Origin of the sequence: Bacillus sp. AFS077874, from assembly GCF_002566505.1 — a bacterium.
In the GTDB taxonomy this organism is placed as follows: domain Bacteria; phylum Bacillota; class Bacilli; order Bacillales; family Bacillaceae_G; genus Gottfriedia.
In genome coordinates this window covers 285,830-299,851 of the sequence record NZ_NUYF01000005.1, presented here as the reverse complement: position 1 = coordinate 299,851, position 14,022 = coordinate 285,830, and the positions used below count along the sequence as shown (strand labels likewise).

The 14,022-nt window shown below is 31.6% G+C and carries 15 protein-coding genes; 11 read left to right on the top strand and 4 right to left on the bottom strand.

The features are described from left to right. Positions 1-139: 139 nt before the first annotated feature. The gene (locus COJ46_RS03185; RefSeq protein WP_097977672.1) at positions 140-649 is read right to left on the bottom strand and encodes a DinB family protein; all 510 of its coding nucleotides are present in this window, start codon (positions 647-649) and stop codon (positions 140-142) included. A 297-nt stretch (positions 650-946) separates the two neighbouring features. On the opposite strand from COJ46_RS03185, the gene COJ46_RS03180 reads away from it, so the two are divergent. The 4 genes from COJ46_RS03180 (at position 947) to COJ46_RS03170 (ending at position 3,113) form a co-directional block, all read left to right on the top strand. Then, positions 947-1,717: a hypothetical protein gene (locus tag COJ46_RS03180; RefSeq protein WP_097977670.1), complete on the top strand. Its 771-nt coding sequence runs from the start codon at positions 947-949 to the stop codon at positions 1,715-1,717. Positions 1,718-1,865: 148 nt separating this feature from the next. Next, positions 1,866-2,132: a hypothetical protein gene (locus COJ46_RS24905; RefSeq protein ID WP_286133609.1), complete on the top strand. Its 267-nt coding sequence runs from the start codon at positions 1,866-1,868 to the stop codon at positions 2,130-2,132. A gap of 24 nt (positions 2,133-2,156) precedes the next feature. Further along, positions 2,157-2,492 (top strand): hypothetical protein, encoded by a 336-nt coding sequence (locus tag COJ46_RS24900; protein WP_286133608.1) that lies wholly within the window; start codon positions 2,157-2,159, stop codon positions 2,490-2,492. Positions 2,493-2,618: 126 nt separating this feature from the next. Beyond that, a complete protein-coding gene (locus COJ46_RS03170) occupies positions 2,619-3,113 on the top strand; it encodes a GNAT family N-acetyltransferase (RefSeq protein ID WP_097977668.1) in 495 nt (164 codons plus the stop codon). Between the two features lie 124 nt (positions 3,114-3,237). Here COJ46_RS03170 and COJ46_RS03165 read toward each other — a convergent pair whose 3' ends face one another. Further along, entirely contained in the window at positions 3,238-4,422 is a 1,185-nt protein-coding gene (locus tag COJ46_RS03165; protein WP_176522599.1) for an alanyl-tRNA editing protein, read from the bottom strand. 173 nt (positions 4,423-4,595) lie between these two features. Here COJ46_RS03165 and COJ46_RS03160 point away from each other — a divergent pair, with 173 nt between their 5' ends. The 4 genes from COJ46_RS03160 to COJ46_RS03145 all read left to right on the top strand — a co-directional run bounded on the left by COJ46_RS03160 (position 4,596) and on the right by COJ46_RS03145 (position 7,836). Continuing rightward, positions 4,596-4,853, top strand: a complete 258-nt coding sequence (locus tag COJ46_RS03160) for an autorepressor SdpR family transcription factor (RefSeq protein WP_097977665.1) — start codon at positions 4,596-4,598, stop codon at positions 4,851-4,853. A gap of 17 nt (positions 4,854-4,870) precedes the next feature. After that, positions 4,871-5,509 carry an SdpI family protein gene (locus COJ46_RS03155; protein ID WP_097977663.1) on the top strand — a complete coding sequence of 213 codons (639 nt, stop codon included), beginning with the start codon at positions 4,871-4,873 and terminating at the stop codon, positions 5,507-5,509. Between the two features lie 124 nt (positions 5,510-5,633). Further along, a complete protein-coding gene (locus COJ46_RS03150) occupies positions 5,634-7,256 on the top strand; it encodes an ABC-F family ATP-binding cassette domain-containing protein (protein ID WP_097977662.1) in 1,623 nt (540 codons plus the stop codon). 121 nt (positions 7,257-7,377) lie between these two features. After that, positions 7,378-7,836 (top strand): YkvA family protein, encoded by a 459-nt coding sequence (locus COJ46_RS03145; protein ID WP_097977660.1) that lies wholly within the window; start codon positions 7,378-7,380, stop codon positions 7,834-7,836. A gap of 67 nt (positions 7,837-7,903) precedes the next feature. Here the strand turns inward: COJ46_RS03145 and COJ46_RS03140 are convergent, their stop codons facing one another. Next, entirely contained in the window at positions 7,904-8,380 is a 477-nt protein-coding gene (locus tag COJ46_RS03140; protein WP_097977658.1) for a nucleoside deaminase, read from the bottom strand. A gap of 394 nt (positions 8,381-8,774) precedes the next feature. On the opposite strand from COJ46_RS03140, the gene COJ46_RS03135 reads away from it, so the two are divergent. Beyond that, complete coding sequence (locus tag COJ46_RS03135) at positions 8,775-9,947, top strand: alpha-hydroxy-acid oxidizing protein (RefSeq protein ID WP_097977656.1); 1,173 nt, start codon at positions 8,775-8,777, stop codon at positions 9,945-9,947. A 67-nt stretch (positions 9,948-10,014) separates the two neighbouring features. Here COJ46_RS03135 and brnQ read toward each other — a convergent pair whose 3' ends face one another. Next, positions 10,015-11,349 (bottom strand): branched-chain amino acid transport system II carrier protein, encoded by a 1,335-nt coding sequence (brnQ, locus tag COJ46_RS03130; protein ID WP_097977655.1) that lies wholly within the window; start codon positions 11,347-11,349, stop codon positions 10,015-10,017. Positions 11,350-11,560: 211 nt separating this feature from the next. Here brnQ and COJ46_RS03125 point away from each other — a divergent pair, with 211 nt between their 5' ends. Both COJ46_RS03125 and COJ46_RS03120 read left to right on the top strand, forming a co-directional pair. After that, on the top strand, positions 11,561-12,313 hold the full coding sequence (locus tag COJ46_RS03125) for an ABC transporter ATP-binding protein (protein WP_098565691.1): 753 nt from the start codon (positions 11,561-11,563) through the stop codon (positions 12,311-12,313). A 1-nt stretch (position 12,314) separates the two neighbouring features. Further along, entirely contained in the window at positions 12,315-13,841 is a 1,527-nt protein-coding gene (locus COJ46_RS03120; RefSeq protein WP_097977651.1) for an ABC transporter permease/substrate-binding protein, read from the top strand. Positions 13,842-14,022 lie beyond the last annotated feature (181 nt).

Sequence of the window (14,022 nt, the reverse complement as noted above, 5' to 3'; positions counted from 1 at the left end):
TATTGTATGTAAATCTAGTTTACCAATACCGTTATCGGCAATAAAAAAAGGACCCTCCAGGAAGATCCTTTTTTTTGCTGCTTCTTTATCTAACGCACCCTAAATGAGAAATTAGATTTTTTCATTATTATAAAAAGACTTATAAGTATTTATCACTAATCACTTTCATATGGTGTAACTCGTGCCCGGCAATGCCATATGCAATGGTACCTATCGAAACTGGACTGTTCATTACAGTTCCATTTCGATCCCACGCTGCATCATCAATAGTTGAAATAAGACTTAACGTGTTGTAGCGTACCGTGTCTAAACCAGCTAGTAGCTGCTCCCAGGATAATTTGTTGAAGTTTGCCGCAGAAACGTATTGATCCTGATCCATTGCTGGGAGTGGTGCACTTTCATTTCGTGCAATGGCAAGCATTCGATACGACATCACACGTTCCGAGTCGGTCATATGCCCAATCACTTCTTTTAAAGTCCATTTCCCTGGTGCGTACGCCTTCCTTGCTGACTCCTCTGATAAGCTGCTTAAGAGGGTAATGGTATTAGTTCTTTGCTTACTAAGTATTTCTATAATATCTCCATCTGGCACAAGACTTACATACCTATAATGCTCTGGATTTTCAATAGATAATGGTCGTGGACGCACAAGAATCCTCCTCATCGGAATAGTTAAATATGGTTCTAGGCAAATATTCGACTGTCAAGAAGATATTTCCTTTATTTTTGATATTTAATTTCATTACCGCAAAATAATTGCAAATTAAACAACTTTTTTGATACATATATTTTGAATTCTTATGCAACTAACGCTACCGATAGTTGAAGATCACGAGTCACAAAAATGGCTCGTTTTTTATTGAACAAAATGGCAGTTTAGTTGAACAAGAATAACAAGGTTTTTATGCTATATTAGTAAGTAAGCATTTGTCTTGGAGGAAAATCGATGACATTTAAACTAGATATAGAATTTAAAAAGTTTGTACTTTTTGAGGATAAAATTGAAGAGTTATTTGAACACTTTGAGACCTCAATTAATATTATTAATAATCAAAAATCTTTCTTCATAAATTTTTCACCTGTAACAAAAAGTAGTGAATTAGCAAAATATATTCAATCAGGTGAATGGGAGGGTAATATATTTACTTATGAACATAAACATGCGAATTATCCTTTATTCGGAATGTTATTTCAAATGAACCATGATTTAAAAGACATTATTCCTACTGAAGAAGTATGTTTGACTCATGATGCATATCAAACTGAATTAGTCTTTAAAAGATTTGAAGATGAAATTCACGTTTTTTACCATCATAAACAGAATGATCTATGGTATGACGGATATAAAATTGTATACTCCACTCATATTCCTGGAAAATCTTGTTTCATTGTGAATAGGTCCGAATTGAAACAAGCGATTGAATTATTCAATGTCCAGTTTCAAGACTATTTAGGGAAAAATCAACCAGAAATAATGAAACATCCTTTAGTTTTAAGAAGTTTTGGAATGGATCAAGCATTTAATGATTTCAATAAAGATCATAAAAAAAAGCTGAAAAATAGAAAAGCTTCTGAAACGAAAGAGATTCAGAAGCAAATAGATCTATTAGAAAATCGTGAAATGGATGATGAAACGAAAAGGAAAACAAATTGTTGCAGTAGGAGATTAATAAATAAACTTAAATTTCCTTATACAACTAACGCATGCATTAGTTGAACAACCTTTAAGCTGCTTCTGTAGCTTTTTTCTTTTTCAACATAATGGCAGTTTAGTTACAAAAGGATTTTGTTATGAGTCTATAATAAAGGAAAATAATGGGTTTTCATAGAAACTCCTATATATGGATATATAGGAGGAATTTTTTATGGCTGAATTCAAAAGTATTAATGTTGAAAATATAAATATTGTCGATAAAGATGGAACTGTAAGAATGAGAATTTTTAATAATGAAAACATTCCACCTGCAATTATGGATGGAAAAGATTTTCTTCCAGGTCACAGGCAGAAAGTTCCTATTGCTGGATTAATGTTTTATAACGGAGAAGGTGATGAGTGTGGAGGACTTATTTTTGGAAGTAAAAAAGATGAACTAGGAAACTATGAATCATACGCCTCTTTAACCTTTGATTAGTATAAACAAGATCAAGTTGTACAAATGCATTATATTGATGAGAATGAGCAAAGAAATTATGGAATTTCGATTTATGATAGACCAAATACACCTTTACCAGATCTTGTAGAAAGAACACATAAAATACAAAACTCTGAATTAACTGAACCGGAAGTTGATAGAGAGTTAGAAAATATTTGGAAAGGAAATACCCCACGTGCCTTTATGGGGAAGAATTCTATAGGTGAAATAACAGTTCAACTATCAGATAGCAAAGGAAAACCTCGAATTAGAATGGTAGTAGACGAAAATGATATTCCTCGTATGGAGTTTTTAGACGGAGATGGGAAAGTTACATATAAAATTCCGCCTGAAATGTAAATTTTTATCTATTATTGTCCCTACACATATGCAACTAAAAGGACATCTCGATCTCTATATTGAATAAAGAGGTAACAGTGATAGTAAAGAGAAGTGGTTAAATTATTTTAAAGGCGGTGTATATTCATGAACAGCAGTCCAATAGTGAAAGAATACTCTAATGATTATCAAGCTCAAGTAGTAGATTTGATTCTTGATATTCAGCAAAAAGAATACAATATTAAGATCACCAAGGATGACCAGCCTGATTTGTTTACAATAGAAGAATTTTATCAGAATGGAAACGGGAATTTTTGGGTTGCTCTTGATGGCGATAAAGTAGTTGGTACAATCAGTCTTTTAGACATAGGGAATCAAGAAGTTGCATTAAGAAAGATGTTTGTAGACAAAGAATACAGAGGTGCAAAATATAAAACTGCAAGTCTTTTATTAAATAATGCCATTAAATGGGCGAAAGAAATGTCAATAAAAGCAATTTATCTTGGAACAACTCCTCAATTTTTAGCAGCTCATAGATTTTATGAGAAAAATGGTTTTACAAGTGTAGAAGTTACCGAGTTACCTGAGAATTTTCCAGTAATGAAGGTCGATAAAAAATTCTATAAGTATTCGGTTGAATAGACTGAAATGAATACATAAAAAGAAAAGAACAACTGTGGACTTGAGCAGTCCGTCGTTGTTCTTTTTAGAATGATTGTCTAACTTGACAATCTTTTTTTATGAGAAAATTGTTTTTTCTAATGAATTACACATTTACCTGACTAAGAAGAATACGTTTAAGAGTATTTTCAGCTTCATTTAATTGGATTGATGTTTCGAATGTCGCTTGTGCTTGCCCTGCACCGCCTCCACCTTTTCCTTCAACCTGTTTTAGTAAATTTTTAATTAGTTCCCCGCAATGCACATCATTTTTAAGTTGATTAATTAGCAATAATTTTTGCTCTTTTACACTTGAAAAAACAAGTAATGAAGGTTTTTTCGATTGGATTGTCTTTGCGAGTAATTGTAAGTCTTTTACTGATTCTTCTTCAAATGTTTTAATAATGATATCATTCGTTGCGTTTAATAGTAACTCGTTAGAGATTGAGTTAAAGATTGTTTCTTTCATTTTCTCGATTTCTTTTTGCGCTTCTTTGAATTCATTAATCGTCGTTTCGACTTTATCCTTAACTTGATCAGTATGTGTATTAAATAATTGATTAATATTTGATAATGTTTTACTAGTTTTTTGAACTTCTTCTAGTGCTCTATAGCCACATTTAAAATGAAGTCGAGTAGTTTGTCTTACTTTTTCAGTTTTAATTAATTTAATTAATCCAATTTCACCTATTTGTTTTACATGTGTACCACAACAAGCAGATAAATCTGTATGTAAAATCTCAACAATTCGTATGTTATCTTCAACTTTTGGTAATTTGCGTAGTTGAAGTGTATTTAATTCTTCTTTATTTACGAAGTAAGTTTTAATTTCGATATTAGCAAGAATCTTTTCATAAACTGCTCTTTCAATTTGATTTAATTGTTCAGCAGAAAGAGAAGGTGTATCTAAGTCAATCGTAACTGTCTCTTTTCCTAAATGAAAACTTACAGTAGGAATATCAAATAGTTCAATAATTGTTGCTGAAAGTAAGTGTTGGCCACTATGATGCTGCATATGATCAATTCTTCGATCCCAATTTATTTCACATGTTGCTTCATTTGTATCTGGTTTTTCATTTAAGACATGGATCACTTCTTCATCATCTTCTATTAAATCAACAATTTCGATTCCATTAATTGTACCGAAGTCAGATGGTTGCCCGCCACCCTCAGGATAAAATGATGAATCCTCAAGTTTGATATGAAATAAAGAGTCAACTTCTTTAATTTCAGTAATTTTAGTAAACCATTTTTTTAATGAGGGGTGTTCAAAATATAGTTTGTTTGCCATGATCATACCTCTAATCTTTTTATTTCCAAAATTTGTTGTTTAATTTAAATTATATAGAAACGGAATAAAAACTTAAAATATTCTGTTTCTAATTTTAGCATAATTGACAATTAGACAAATGAGATTTAGTATTTAGTTAATTAACTAAATACTAAATCTTAGAGGTGTGAAATGTGAACGAATTATTTAAAGCATTATCGGATCCAACTCGAAGGAAAATTTTAGATTTATTAAAAGAGAAGGATTTAACTGCTGGAGAAATTTCAGAACAATTCGATATGTCAAAACCTAGTATTTCGCAGCATCTTAAAATATTAAAATCAGCCCAGTTAATTCAAGATGAAAAGAAGGGGCAATTTATTATTTATTCTCTAAATATGACGGTTTTCCAAGAAATTATAAGTTGGGCATATAGTTTTAAAGAAAAATAATTGAGAGGTGACATTTTTTGAAGAAGCATATCATAGCAATTTTACTATTTATTTGTTCACTCGTATTATGGATTATTAACTTTCATGATTTACCAAGTCAACTACCAGTTCACTGGGATTTTTCAGGAAATGTTAATAATTACGATTCAAAAATGCAAACATTTATCGAGCTTCATGCGCTCATGCTTTTCGTTTATTTATTACCAATTGTTACTCCGAAGATTGATCCAAGGAAAGAGAATTATAAGTTATTCCAAAGAAGCTTGTACTTTATGGCAACAGGGATTTTATTTATTTTCTTTTTAATTAATATGAGTGTTTTATTTTATGGTTTAGGTTATAACGTTCATATTGGTTCAATGAGCTTTCTCTTTATTGGTCTTTTGTTTATGTTTCTTGGAAATTATATGCCCCATGTTCGTTCGAATTATTTTATTGGCGTCCGTACACCATGGACATTAAGTAGTGAAAATGTTTGGAAAAAAACACATCGTGTTAGCGGTAGATTATTTATGATCATTGGTTTATGTTTTATATTGCTTTATTTTATACCAGTGAGTAATAAAGGAATAATTGTCATTCCATTAATCATATTTTTAGTTGGGTTCACAACTATATACTCATATATTGCCTTTAAAAAGGAAATGAAAAACTAAATAAAGCTGTTTTTTTACAAAATATGGTGAATGTTTATGAATTTATTTTAGAAAAAATTTAATTTCCCTTTAAAGTATGGTATTGTAAAGAGTAGAGCAAAAGAGTTGGAGGAATAAAATTAATATGATTACAGTAAGCAATGTTAGTTTGCGTTTTGCGGACAGAAAATTATTTGATGATGTTAATATAAAATTTACACCAGGTAACTGTTACGGTTTAATTGGTGCTAATGGTGCGGGTAAATCTACTTTTATTAAAATTTTATCTGGTGATATCGAGCCTTCTACAGGTGATGTTATTGTAACGCCAGGTGAGCGCCTTGCAGTATTAAAACAAAACCAGTTTGAATATGAAGAGTTTGAAGTTCTTCAAACAGTTATTATGGGTCATACACGTCTTTATGAAGTAATGAAAGAAAAAGATGCAATCTACATGAAAGAAGATTTCACTGAAGAAGATGGCATGAAAGCTGCAGAACTTGAAGGTGAGTTTGCAGAGTTAAATGGTTGGGAAGCAGAATCAGAAGCTGCGATTTTATTAAAAGGTCTTGGCATTACTGAAGACTTACATGATAAAAAAATGGCTGAATTACAAGCTGGTGAGAAAGTAAAAGTTTTACTTGCTCAAGCACTATTTGGTCAACCAGATATTCTTTTACTAGATGAGCCAACGAATAACTTAGATCTTAAAGCTGTTCAATGGTTAGAAAACTTCTTAATTAACTTTGAAAACACAGTTATCGTTGTATCACATGACCGTCACTTCTTAAATCAAGTATGTACGCATATGGCTGATTTAGACTTTGGTAAAATTCAACTTTATGTTGGTAACTATGATTTCTGGTATGAATCAAGTCAATTAGCTCAAAGATTAATGTCGGATGCTAATAAGAAAAAAGAAGAGAAAATTAAAGAACTACAAGGATTTATTGCTCGATTTAGCTCTAATGCATCAAAAGCAAAACAAGCTACTTCACGTAAAAAACTATTAGATAAAATTACACTTGATGATATTAGACCATCTTCTCGTCGTTATCCATTCGTTGGATTTACGCCAGAGAGAGAAGTTGGGAATGATTTATTAACTGTTGACGGAATTTCAAAAACAATCGATGGTGAAAAAGTATTAGATAATGTACGTTTTACTGTAAATAAAGGAGATAAAATTGCGTTTGTTGGTAAAAATGACGTTGCAATTTCAACTTTATTTAAAATCTTAATGGGTGAAATGGAGCCAGATACTGGTTCATTTAAATGGGGTGTAACAACTTCTCAAGCATTTTTCCCTAAAGATAACTCTGAGTTCTTCGAAAAAAGTGATATGAACTTGATCGAATGGTTACGTCAGTTCTCTCCACAAGATGAGTCTGAAAGCTTCCTTCGTGGTTTCTTAGGACGTATGCTATTCTCAGGAGAGGAAGTAATGAAAAAAGCTTCTGTTCTATCTGGGGGAGAAAAAGTTCGTTGTATGCTTTCAAAAATGATGTTAAGTGGAGCAAACGTATTAGTATTAGATGATCCTACTAACCACTTAGACTTAGAGTCAATTACAGCATTAAATAATGGTTTAATTGCCTTCAAAGGTACTGCATTATTTACATCTCATGACCATCAGTTCATTCAAACAATTGCAAACCGTATCATTGAAGTAACACCAAACGGTTTAGTTGATAAAGAATGTACTTATGATGAGTTCTTAGAGAACAAGGATTTACAAAAGCAAGTAGAAGAGTTATATAATAAGTAATTCCACATACTAAGGCCTTTCACAGTGAAAGGCGTGAAACCACTAATCAATTGATTAGTGGTTTTTCATACTTTCATCTTGTTTTTATATTTGTTAAACTATAAAAAAGGGAGGAGAAAAAATGTCTGAGTTAAATGAAAATAAGTTTTTTAAAAAGTATTTAAAGAAAGCTTCTTCCTATTTAGGAAATAAAGAAAAATCAACGAATTTATTGAAAAAAGCAGCTAAGCTGGCTCCGGATAAAAAAGGTGCGTTAGGTGAAGCTTGGGAAAAAGTAAATTTATTTATTGATTTATTTAAATCATATATTAATGGCAGTTATAGAGATATTTCCACAAAATCAATTTTGACAGTAATTGGAGCATTAATTTATTTTGTCAGTCCAATTGACGCAATACCTGATTTTATCGTCGGTTTAGGCTTTTTAGATGATGCAACGATTTTAGCGTATACATTTAAACAAATTAACAAAGATATTGAAAAGTATAAAATTTGGAAAGAAAATAATAACGAAAAAGATGATGCAACAAATTTAGTGGTAATTGAAGAGTCTGAGCAAGATCATGAGCTAAATGATTAAAATTTATAAAACAAAATTAAGAAAAGGTTGCCCATTATTATTAATGAGCAACCTTTTCTTATACCGATTAATAATGTATATGACTTTCATCTTTTGACCAAACAATGAAAGGGTTTTCAATATCTTTGACCTTAATCATAATTTGTTCACTAGGGATTGTTCGATCTTCATATGGCAATGAAAGTTCATCATAAATATGTGCATCATCAAATCCAATTTTTGCAGCATCATCTTTTGTGAAAAAATAATATATTTTTGAAATTCTAGACCAATAGGCGGCACTTAGACACATCGGGCATGGTTCACAGCTAGTATATAAGACAGCATCCTTTAATAAATAGGTACCTAAATTTTGACATGCGTTTCGAATTGCTTGGACCTCTGCATGTGCAGTTGGATCATTTAAAGTTGTGACTCCATTTACGCCGGCACCAATTACTTTTCCATCTTGGACAATAACAGCTCCAAATGGCCCACCATTCTTATTTAATAAGTTTTCGTAAGCAAGTCTTACACTTAATTTAATCCAATCAGAGTGATTCAAACTAACACCACCTTTATAGTAATAAGGGCGAAAGGTATTTACATTTATCTAATCTCTTTAATTAATATAAATAACTAGTCAATCAAATTGGTTAAACGATTTATAATTCTTTAAATTAACCATAAATATTAAAAAGGGTATCTTACTTATTTGTACACTCTATTAGAGTATTTAAGAACCTATTTAATCAATCTAAAGTAAGAAAATTCATTTTTTATAAGAACAATAATAATAGAGTAATATAATTCAAACAAAAATTTTTAAAGTACTAATCGGGATAAGAATTCTAATAAATATTCAAAATGTCGAATGATTTATTAAGAAAATTAAAGGAGTTAGTTAAATCAAATTAGAATATGTAAACGGTTATAACTTTTTGAAGGATGTGTTTCGAATGCAGAATTTCGGAAATAATATTCAATTGCAAGTGTATCGTGGTGGGAAAAAAAGTGAGATTCCTGTTAGATTTGAGGATTTAGAAAAGTTAGCTCAAGATCAATTAGAGGAAGGCCCTTTTTATTATATAGCTGGGGGCGCAGGTAGTGAGCGCTCAATGAACGAAAATCGATTAGCATTTGATAAGTGGAAAATTGTACCGCGAATGTTACGTAATGTGGCTGAGCGTGATATTAGTATAAATTTATTTGGGAAAACTTATAATTCGCCAATTTTATTTGCTCCAATCGGTGTCCAGTCGATTGCGCATCCAGAAGGGGAACTTGAAGCTGCTCGAGCAGCTGCGGAATTGAATATTCCATACATTACTAGTACTGCATCTACTTACTCATTAGAAAGGGTTTCAACTGTTCTAGGTAATTCTCCTAAATGGTATCAATTATATTGTAGTAGTGATATGGAAATAGCAGCAAGTATGATTAAACGTGCAGAAGACAATGGTTACGAAGCAATTGTTATTACGCTTGATACCTCGATTATGGGTTGGAGAGAAAAAGATATTGAAAATGCATATTTACCATTTTTACAAGGGCAAGGTATTGGTAACTATTTAGAGGATCCTGTATTTTGCTCACGATTAAATAAATCACCTGAAAAAGGTCCACAGTCAGCAATTCTATTGTGGACAAGACTCTTTGGTAATCCTGCATTAACATGGGGAGATTTAGCATTTTTGCGAAAACAAACTAAATTACCAATTTTATTAAAGGGAATTTTACATAAGGACGATGCGATGCTTGCTCTTGAATATGGTATGGATGGCATTATCGTTTCGAATCATGGTGGAAGACAAGTTGATGGAACAATTAGTACTTTAGATGCATTAGAGAGTATTTGTAGTGAATTAAAAGGTAGATTACCAATCTTAATGGATAGCGGTATTAGAAGGGGATCAGATGTATATAAAGCATTAGCAATCGGTGCTGATGCAGTATTAATTGGTCGACCGTATATGTATGGCCTAGCTCTTGCTGGTAAAAACGGGGTTGTCCAAGTAATGAAAAATATTTTAGCTGATTTCGATTTAACGATGGCTTTATCCGGACAAAAAAGTATCAGTGAATTAAAGCCATCTTTGTTAGTGAAAGAAAACCTTAGTAAACATTTTTAAAAATTAAAAAGAGCGATCTCAGTGAGTGCTTAGACTAATGAGTCGCTCTTTATTTTTGAAAATTTAATTAAGCTGCATTCTTTACTTCGGTATATTCTTTAACGAAAAACTTCTCCATCATACAGCCAATTACAAAACCGATTAAGCCAGGTATTACCCAACCAAATCCTTTACTTTGCATTGGAACAATCGATAATAATTCATTTAGTCCGTTATTTAAAAATGATGAATTGATAATCTCGATTAAGCTATAAATTCCAACAAACAAAATTGTTAATAAATAAACGGGTCTACCTTTAAATGGTAATTGATCGTGTAAAAGTGCTAGAACAATCAGAGCAATTGCCATTGGATATAAAAGGCCCAATATTGGAACGGATACTTTTAATATTTGTGTAAGTCCTAAATTTGCTACGAATCCACTTACAAAACATAATACGATTGCCCATTTTTTATAAGATAATTTAGGGAAAATACTATTAAAATACTGAGAACATGATGTAATTAAACCAATACAAACACTTAAACATGCAAGTGTAAAAATAAGCCCTAAAACAATCGTTCCACCATTTCCAAATAATTGATTCATAACTGTTGTTAAGACGACTGCTCCATTGTCAATTTGTTCGGTAATCGTCGCTGAGGCACCTAGGTAGCCAATTATAAAATAAGTCATCGATAATAATAATGCACAAATTAAACCGAAAATAATTAAATACTTAATTTGTAATTTTTGATTTGTTACATTTAATCTTTGAAAAATATTGATGAAAACAATCCCGTAGATTAATGCGCAAATCCCATCCATTGTTTGATAGCCATCTAAAATTCCTTGTGAAATAGGATTAGATTTGTATGTTAAGGATGCATCCTTAAAACTCGATAAGTCTGTAAACATGGCTTTAATAAAAACAATTAAAATTAAGATTAGTAAAGCTGGAGTTAAAATTTTACCGAATCTGTCAACTAATTTTGAAGGTGATTTAGCAAACCAATAAACGATACTAAAAAACACAATCGTATAAACTAATAGCCCTATTGGTGAGACAGCCAAACCTTCTGATAAAAATGGTTTAACACCCATTTCATATGCGAGACTACTAGCTCGTGGAATTGCAAGTCCAGGTCCGATCGACAAGTAGATTGCCATCGGGAAGAGAAGTGCAAAAATAGGATGTACTCTCCTTACAAGCGTATCAAAATCACCGGATTTTGCTATTGCTATAAATGCTAAAATCGCAATACCTGCATCCGAAATAATAAATCCAATAATTGCTTGCCATACATTCTCTCCGGCTGCTTGTCCGATATATGCTGGGAAAATTAAATTACCAGCACCAAATAACATAGAAAATAACATAAATCCAATAAACAGTATTTCTTTTTTTGTTAAAGTATTCAAATAATTCACCTCAAACATAGTTGTTTTTTAAAAATGATTTTCTCATTCTATCAAAAAACAATCCTATTTACTACAAAATCTTCTAAAATTCTTACAATTTTCATATAGAATGAAAAAAAATTTCTTTTGTCCTAATTTTTATTACTTGAAGCATAAGAAGTCTTGTCCTCAAACTATATATATTTATAGGCTTTTTTAAGGGAGGACTAGAATGATCCAATTTCAAGATATATCTTTTAAGTTTTCAAATGGAAAAAGTGCAGTTCAGGATTTATCTTTTTCAATTCATTCAGGTGAATGCTTTGTTTTAATTGGCCCAAGTGGCTGTGGAAAAACAACAACAATTAAATTAATAAATAGATTAATTAAACCAACTGACGGTGAAATTTTTTATAATGATAAAAACATTAAAGATTATGACGAACATAAGCTGAGGAGAGAGTTTGGATATGTACTACAACAGATTGCACTATTTCCCCATTTGAATGTTGAAGAAAATATTTCGATTGTACCAGAATTAAAAAAATGGAACAAAGCACAAATAAAAGAGCGCACTCGAGAATTATTAGAATTAGTAAAATTAAATCCTTTGGAATTTAGTAAAAGATCAGTCTCAGAGTTATCTGGGGGTCAACAACAGCGGGTAGGTGTAGCGAGGGCATTAGCAGGGGATCCAAATTTATTATTAATGGACGAACCGTTCAGTGCATTAGATCCGATTACAAGATTACAATTACAAAAGGACCTGAAGCAATTAAAAACTAAGATTAATAAAACGATCCTTTTCGTTACTCATGATTTAGACGAGGCATTTTATTTAGGAGACCGAATCGGGATCATGCACGATGGTGAACTAGTTCAAGTTGGTTCGAAGGATGAAATTTTAACTAATCCAATCAATCCTTTTGTTGAACAATTTATAGACAATTATCGAGGTAAAGCTGTTGTAAAGGAGGGAATATAAGATGATTCTCACTTCATTTACAACGACCCTTGCAAATAGAAAAGAGCAATTATTAACAGCATTGTTAGAGCATATTCAAATTTCAGTATTTGCACTAATTATTGCAATAATAATAGCTGTCCCGGTTGGAATTTACTTAACGAGGAAGAAAGTTCTCTCTGAATTTGTAATTGGAACTACAGCAGTTATTCAAACTATTCCTTCTTTGGCACTGTTAGGGATTTTAATACCATTAGTGGGTATAGGAAAGATTCCAGCGGTATTTGCATTAAGTGTTTATGCATTATTACCGATCTTACGAAATACATATACCGGAATTAAGGAGATAGATCCAATCCTATTAGAAGCAGCAACTGGGTTAGGGATGAACGGTAGACAAAGACTTTTTAAGGTTGAATTACCATTAGCATTACCAGTTATAATGGCGGGAATCCGAACTGCGATGGTCATAATTGTTGGAACGGCAACAATCGCTGCATTAATAGGAGCTGGAGGTTTAGGTAGTTTAATATTATTAGGAATCGACCGAAACGATATGAATTTAATCATTATAGGGGCAATACCTTCAGCACTTTTAGCAATTATATTTGATTTTATTTTAAGATTAATAGAGAAGAGGAGTTTTAAGAGTTTTTCATTAAGAATAATAACTGCTAGTTTTATTTTATTAGCATTATTATTTTCTCCATTAACAATTAAATCTTGGAATAAAACGGACTTAGTAATCGCTGGAAAACTAGGTGCTGAACCAGAAATAATAATGAATATGTATAAATTATTGATTGAGGATGAAACGCATCTAAACGTTGAAGTTAAGCCCAATTTTGGTAAAACTACATTTGTGTTTAATGCATTAAAAAAAGGTGATATTGATATTTATCCAGAATATACAGGAACGGTCATTTCTACTTTTTTGAAAGAAAAGGCTGTTAGTAATGATGCAAAAGCAGTATATGAACAAGCTGCTGAAGGTTTAGCAAAAAAGTATAATTTGAGCTATTTGGAACCTATGAAATTTAATGACACGTATGCATTAGCTGTTCCGGATCACATTTCGAAACAATTTGGAATCGAAACAATTTCAGATGCAACCAAAGTAGAAAATCAGTTAAAAGCAGGTTTCACTTTAGAATTTACGGATCGTGAAGACGGATATTTAGGATTACAAAAACTATATGGATTAAAATTCCCAAACCTAAAAACAATGGAGCCAAAATTGCGATATGACGCAATTCAATCGGGCGATCTCTCAATAATCGATGCGTATTCAACTGATAGTGAGCTCCAAAGTTATAACATGAAAGTGCTAGTCGATGATAAAAATTTATTCCCGCCCTATCAATGCGCACCACTTCTGAGAAAAGAAACACTTAAAAAATATCCAGAATTCGAAATTATATTAAATAAATTAAAAAATAAAATAACGGATGATGAAATGCGAGAAATGAATTATAAAGTAAATGTTGGTGGAAAATCTGCCGAAAGTGTTGCTAGAGAGTTTTTGAAAGAAGAGGGTTTACTAAAATAAACGAAATGGACTGTCTTATTGGTCAGGGGAACTGATCAAAGCGGTCCTTTTTTGTTGTAATACACTTGAACGTAAGGCGCTGTTCTATCACAATTCATATTTTTTAGAAGATTAGTAGCGATTTTATATTCGAGATAGATAAAAATAAGTGGGAAATTGCTGGTTTTCTTTAAAGAGTATG

Bases quoted from the DNA above. Each gene is read 5' to 3' on its own strand.
- COJ46_RS03135 (WP_097977656.1), top strand. From the start codon at position 8,775: ATGCAGAATTTCGGAAATAATATTCAATTGCAAGTGTATCGTGGTGGG.
- COJ46_RS03125 (WP_098565691.1), top strand. From the start codon at position 11,561: ATGATCCAATTTCAAGATATATCTTTTAAGTTTTCAAATGGAAAAAGT.
- COJ46_RS03180 (WP_097977670.1), top strand. From the start codon at position 947: ATGACATTTAAACTAGATATAGAATTTAAAAAGTTTGTACTTTTTGAG.
- COJ46_RS03145 (WP_097977660.1), top strand. From the start codon at position 7,378: ATGTCTGAGTTAAATGAAAATAAGTTTTTTAAAAAGTATTTAAAGAAA.
- COJ46_RS24900 (WP_286133608.1), top strand. From the start codon at position 2,157: ATGCATTATATTGATGAGAATGAGCAAAGAAATTATGGAATTTCGATT.
- COJ46_RS03165 (WP_176522599.1), bottom strand. From the start codon at position 4,422: ATGGCAAACAAACTATATTTTGAACACCCCTCATTAAAAAAATGGTTT.
- COJ46_RS03150 (WP_097977662.1), top strand. From the start codon at position 5,634: ATGATTACAGTAAGCAATGTTAGTTTGCGTTTTGCGGACAGAAAATTA.
- COJ46_RS03120 (WP_097977651.1), top strand. From the start codon at position 12,315: ATGATTCTCACTTCATTTACAACGACCCTTGCAAATAGAAAAGAGCAA.
- COJ46_RS24905 (WP_286133609.1), top strand. From the start codon at position 1,866: ATGGCTGAATTCAAAAGTATTAATGTTGAAAATATAAATATTGTCGAT.
- COJ46_RS03170 (WP_097977668.1), top strand. From the start codon at position 2,619: ATGAACAGCAGTCCAATAGTGAAAGAATACTCTAATGATTATCAAGCT.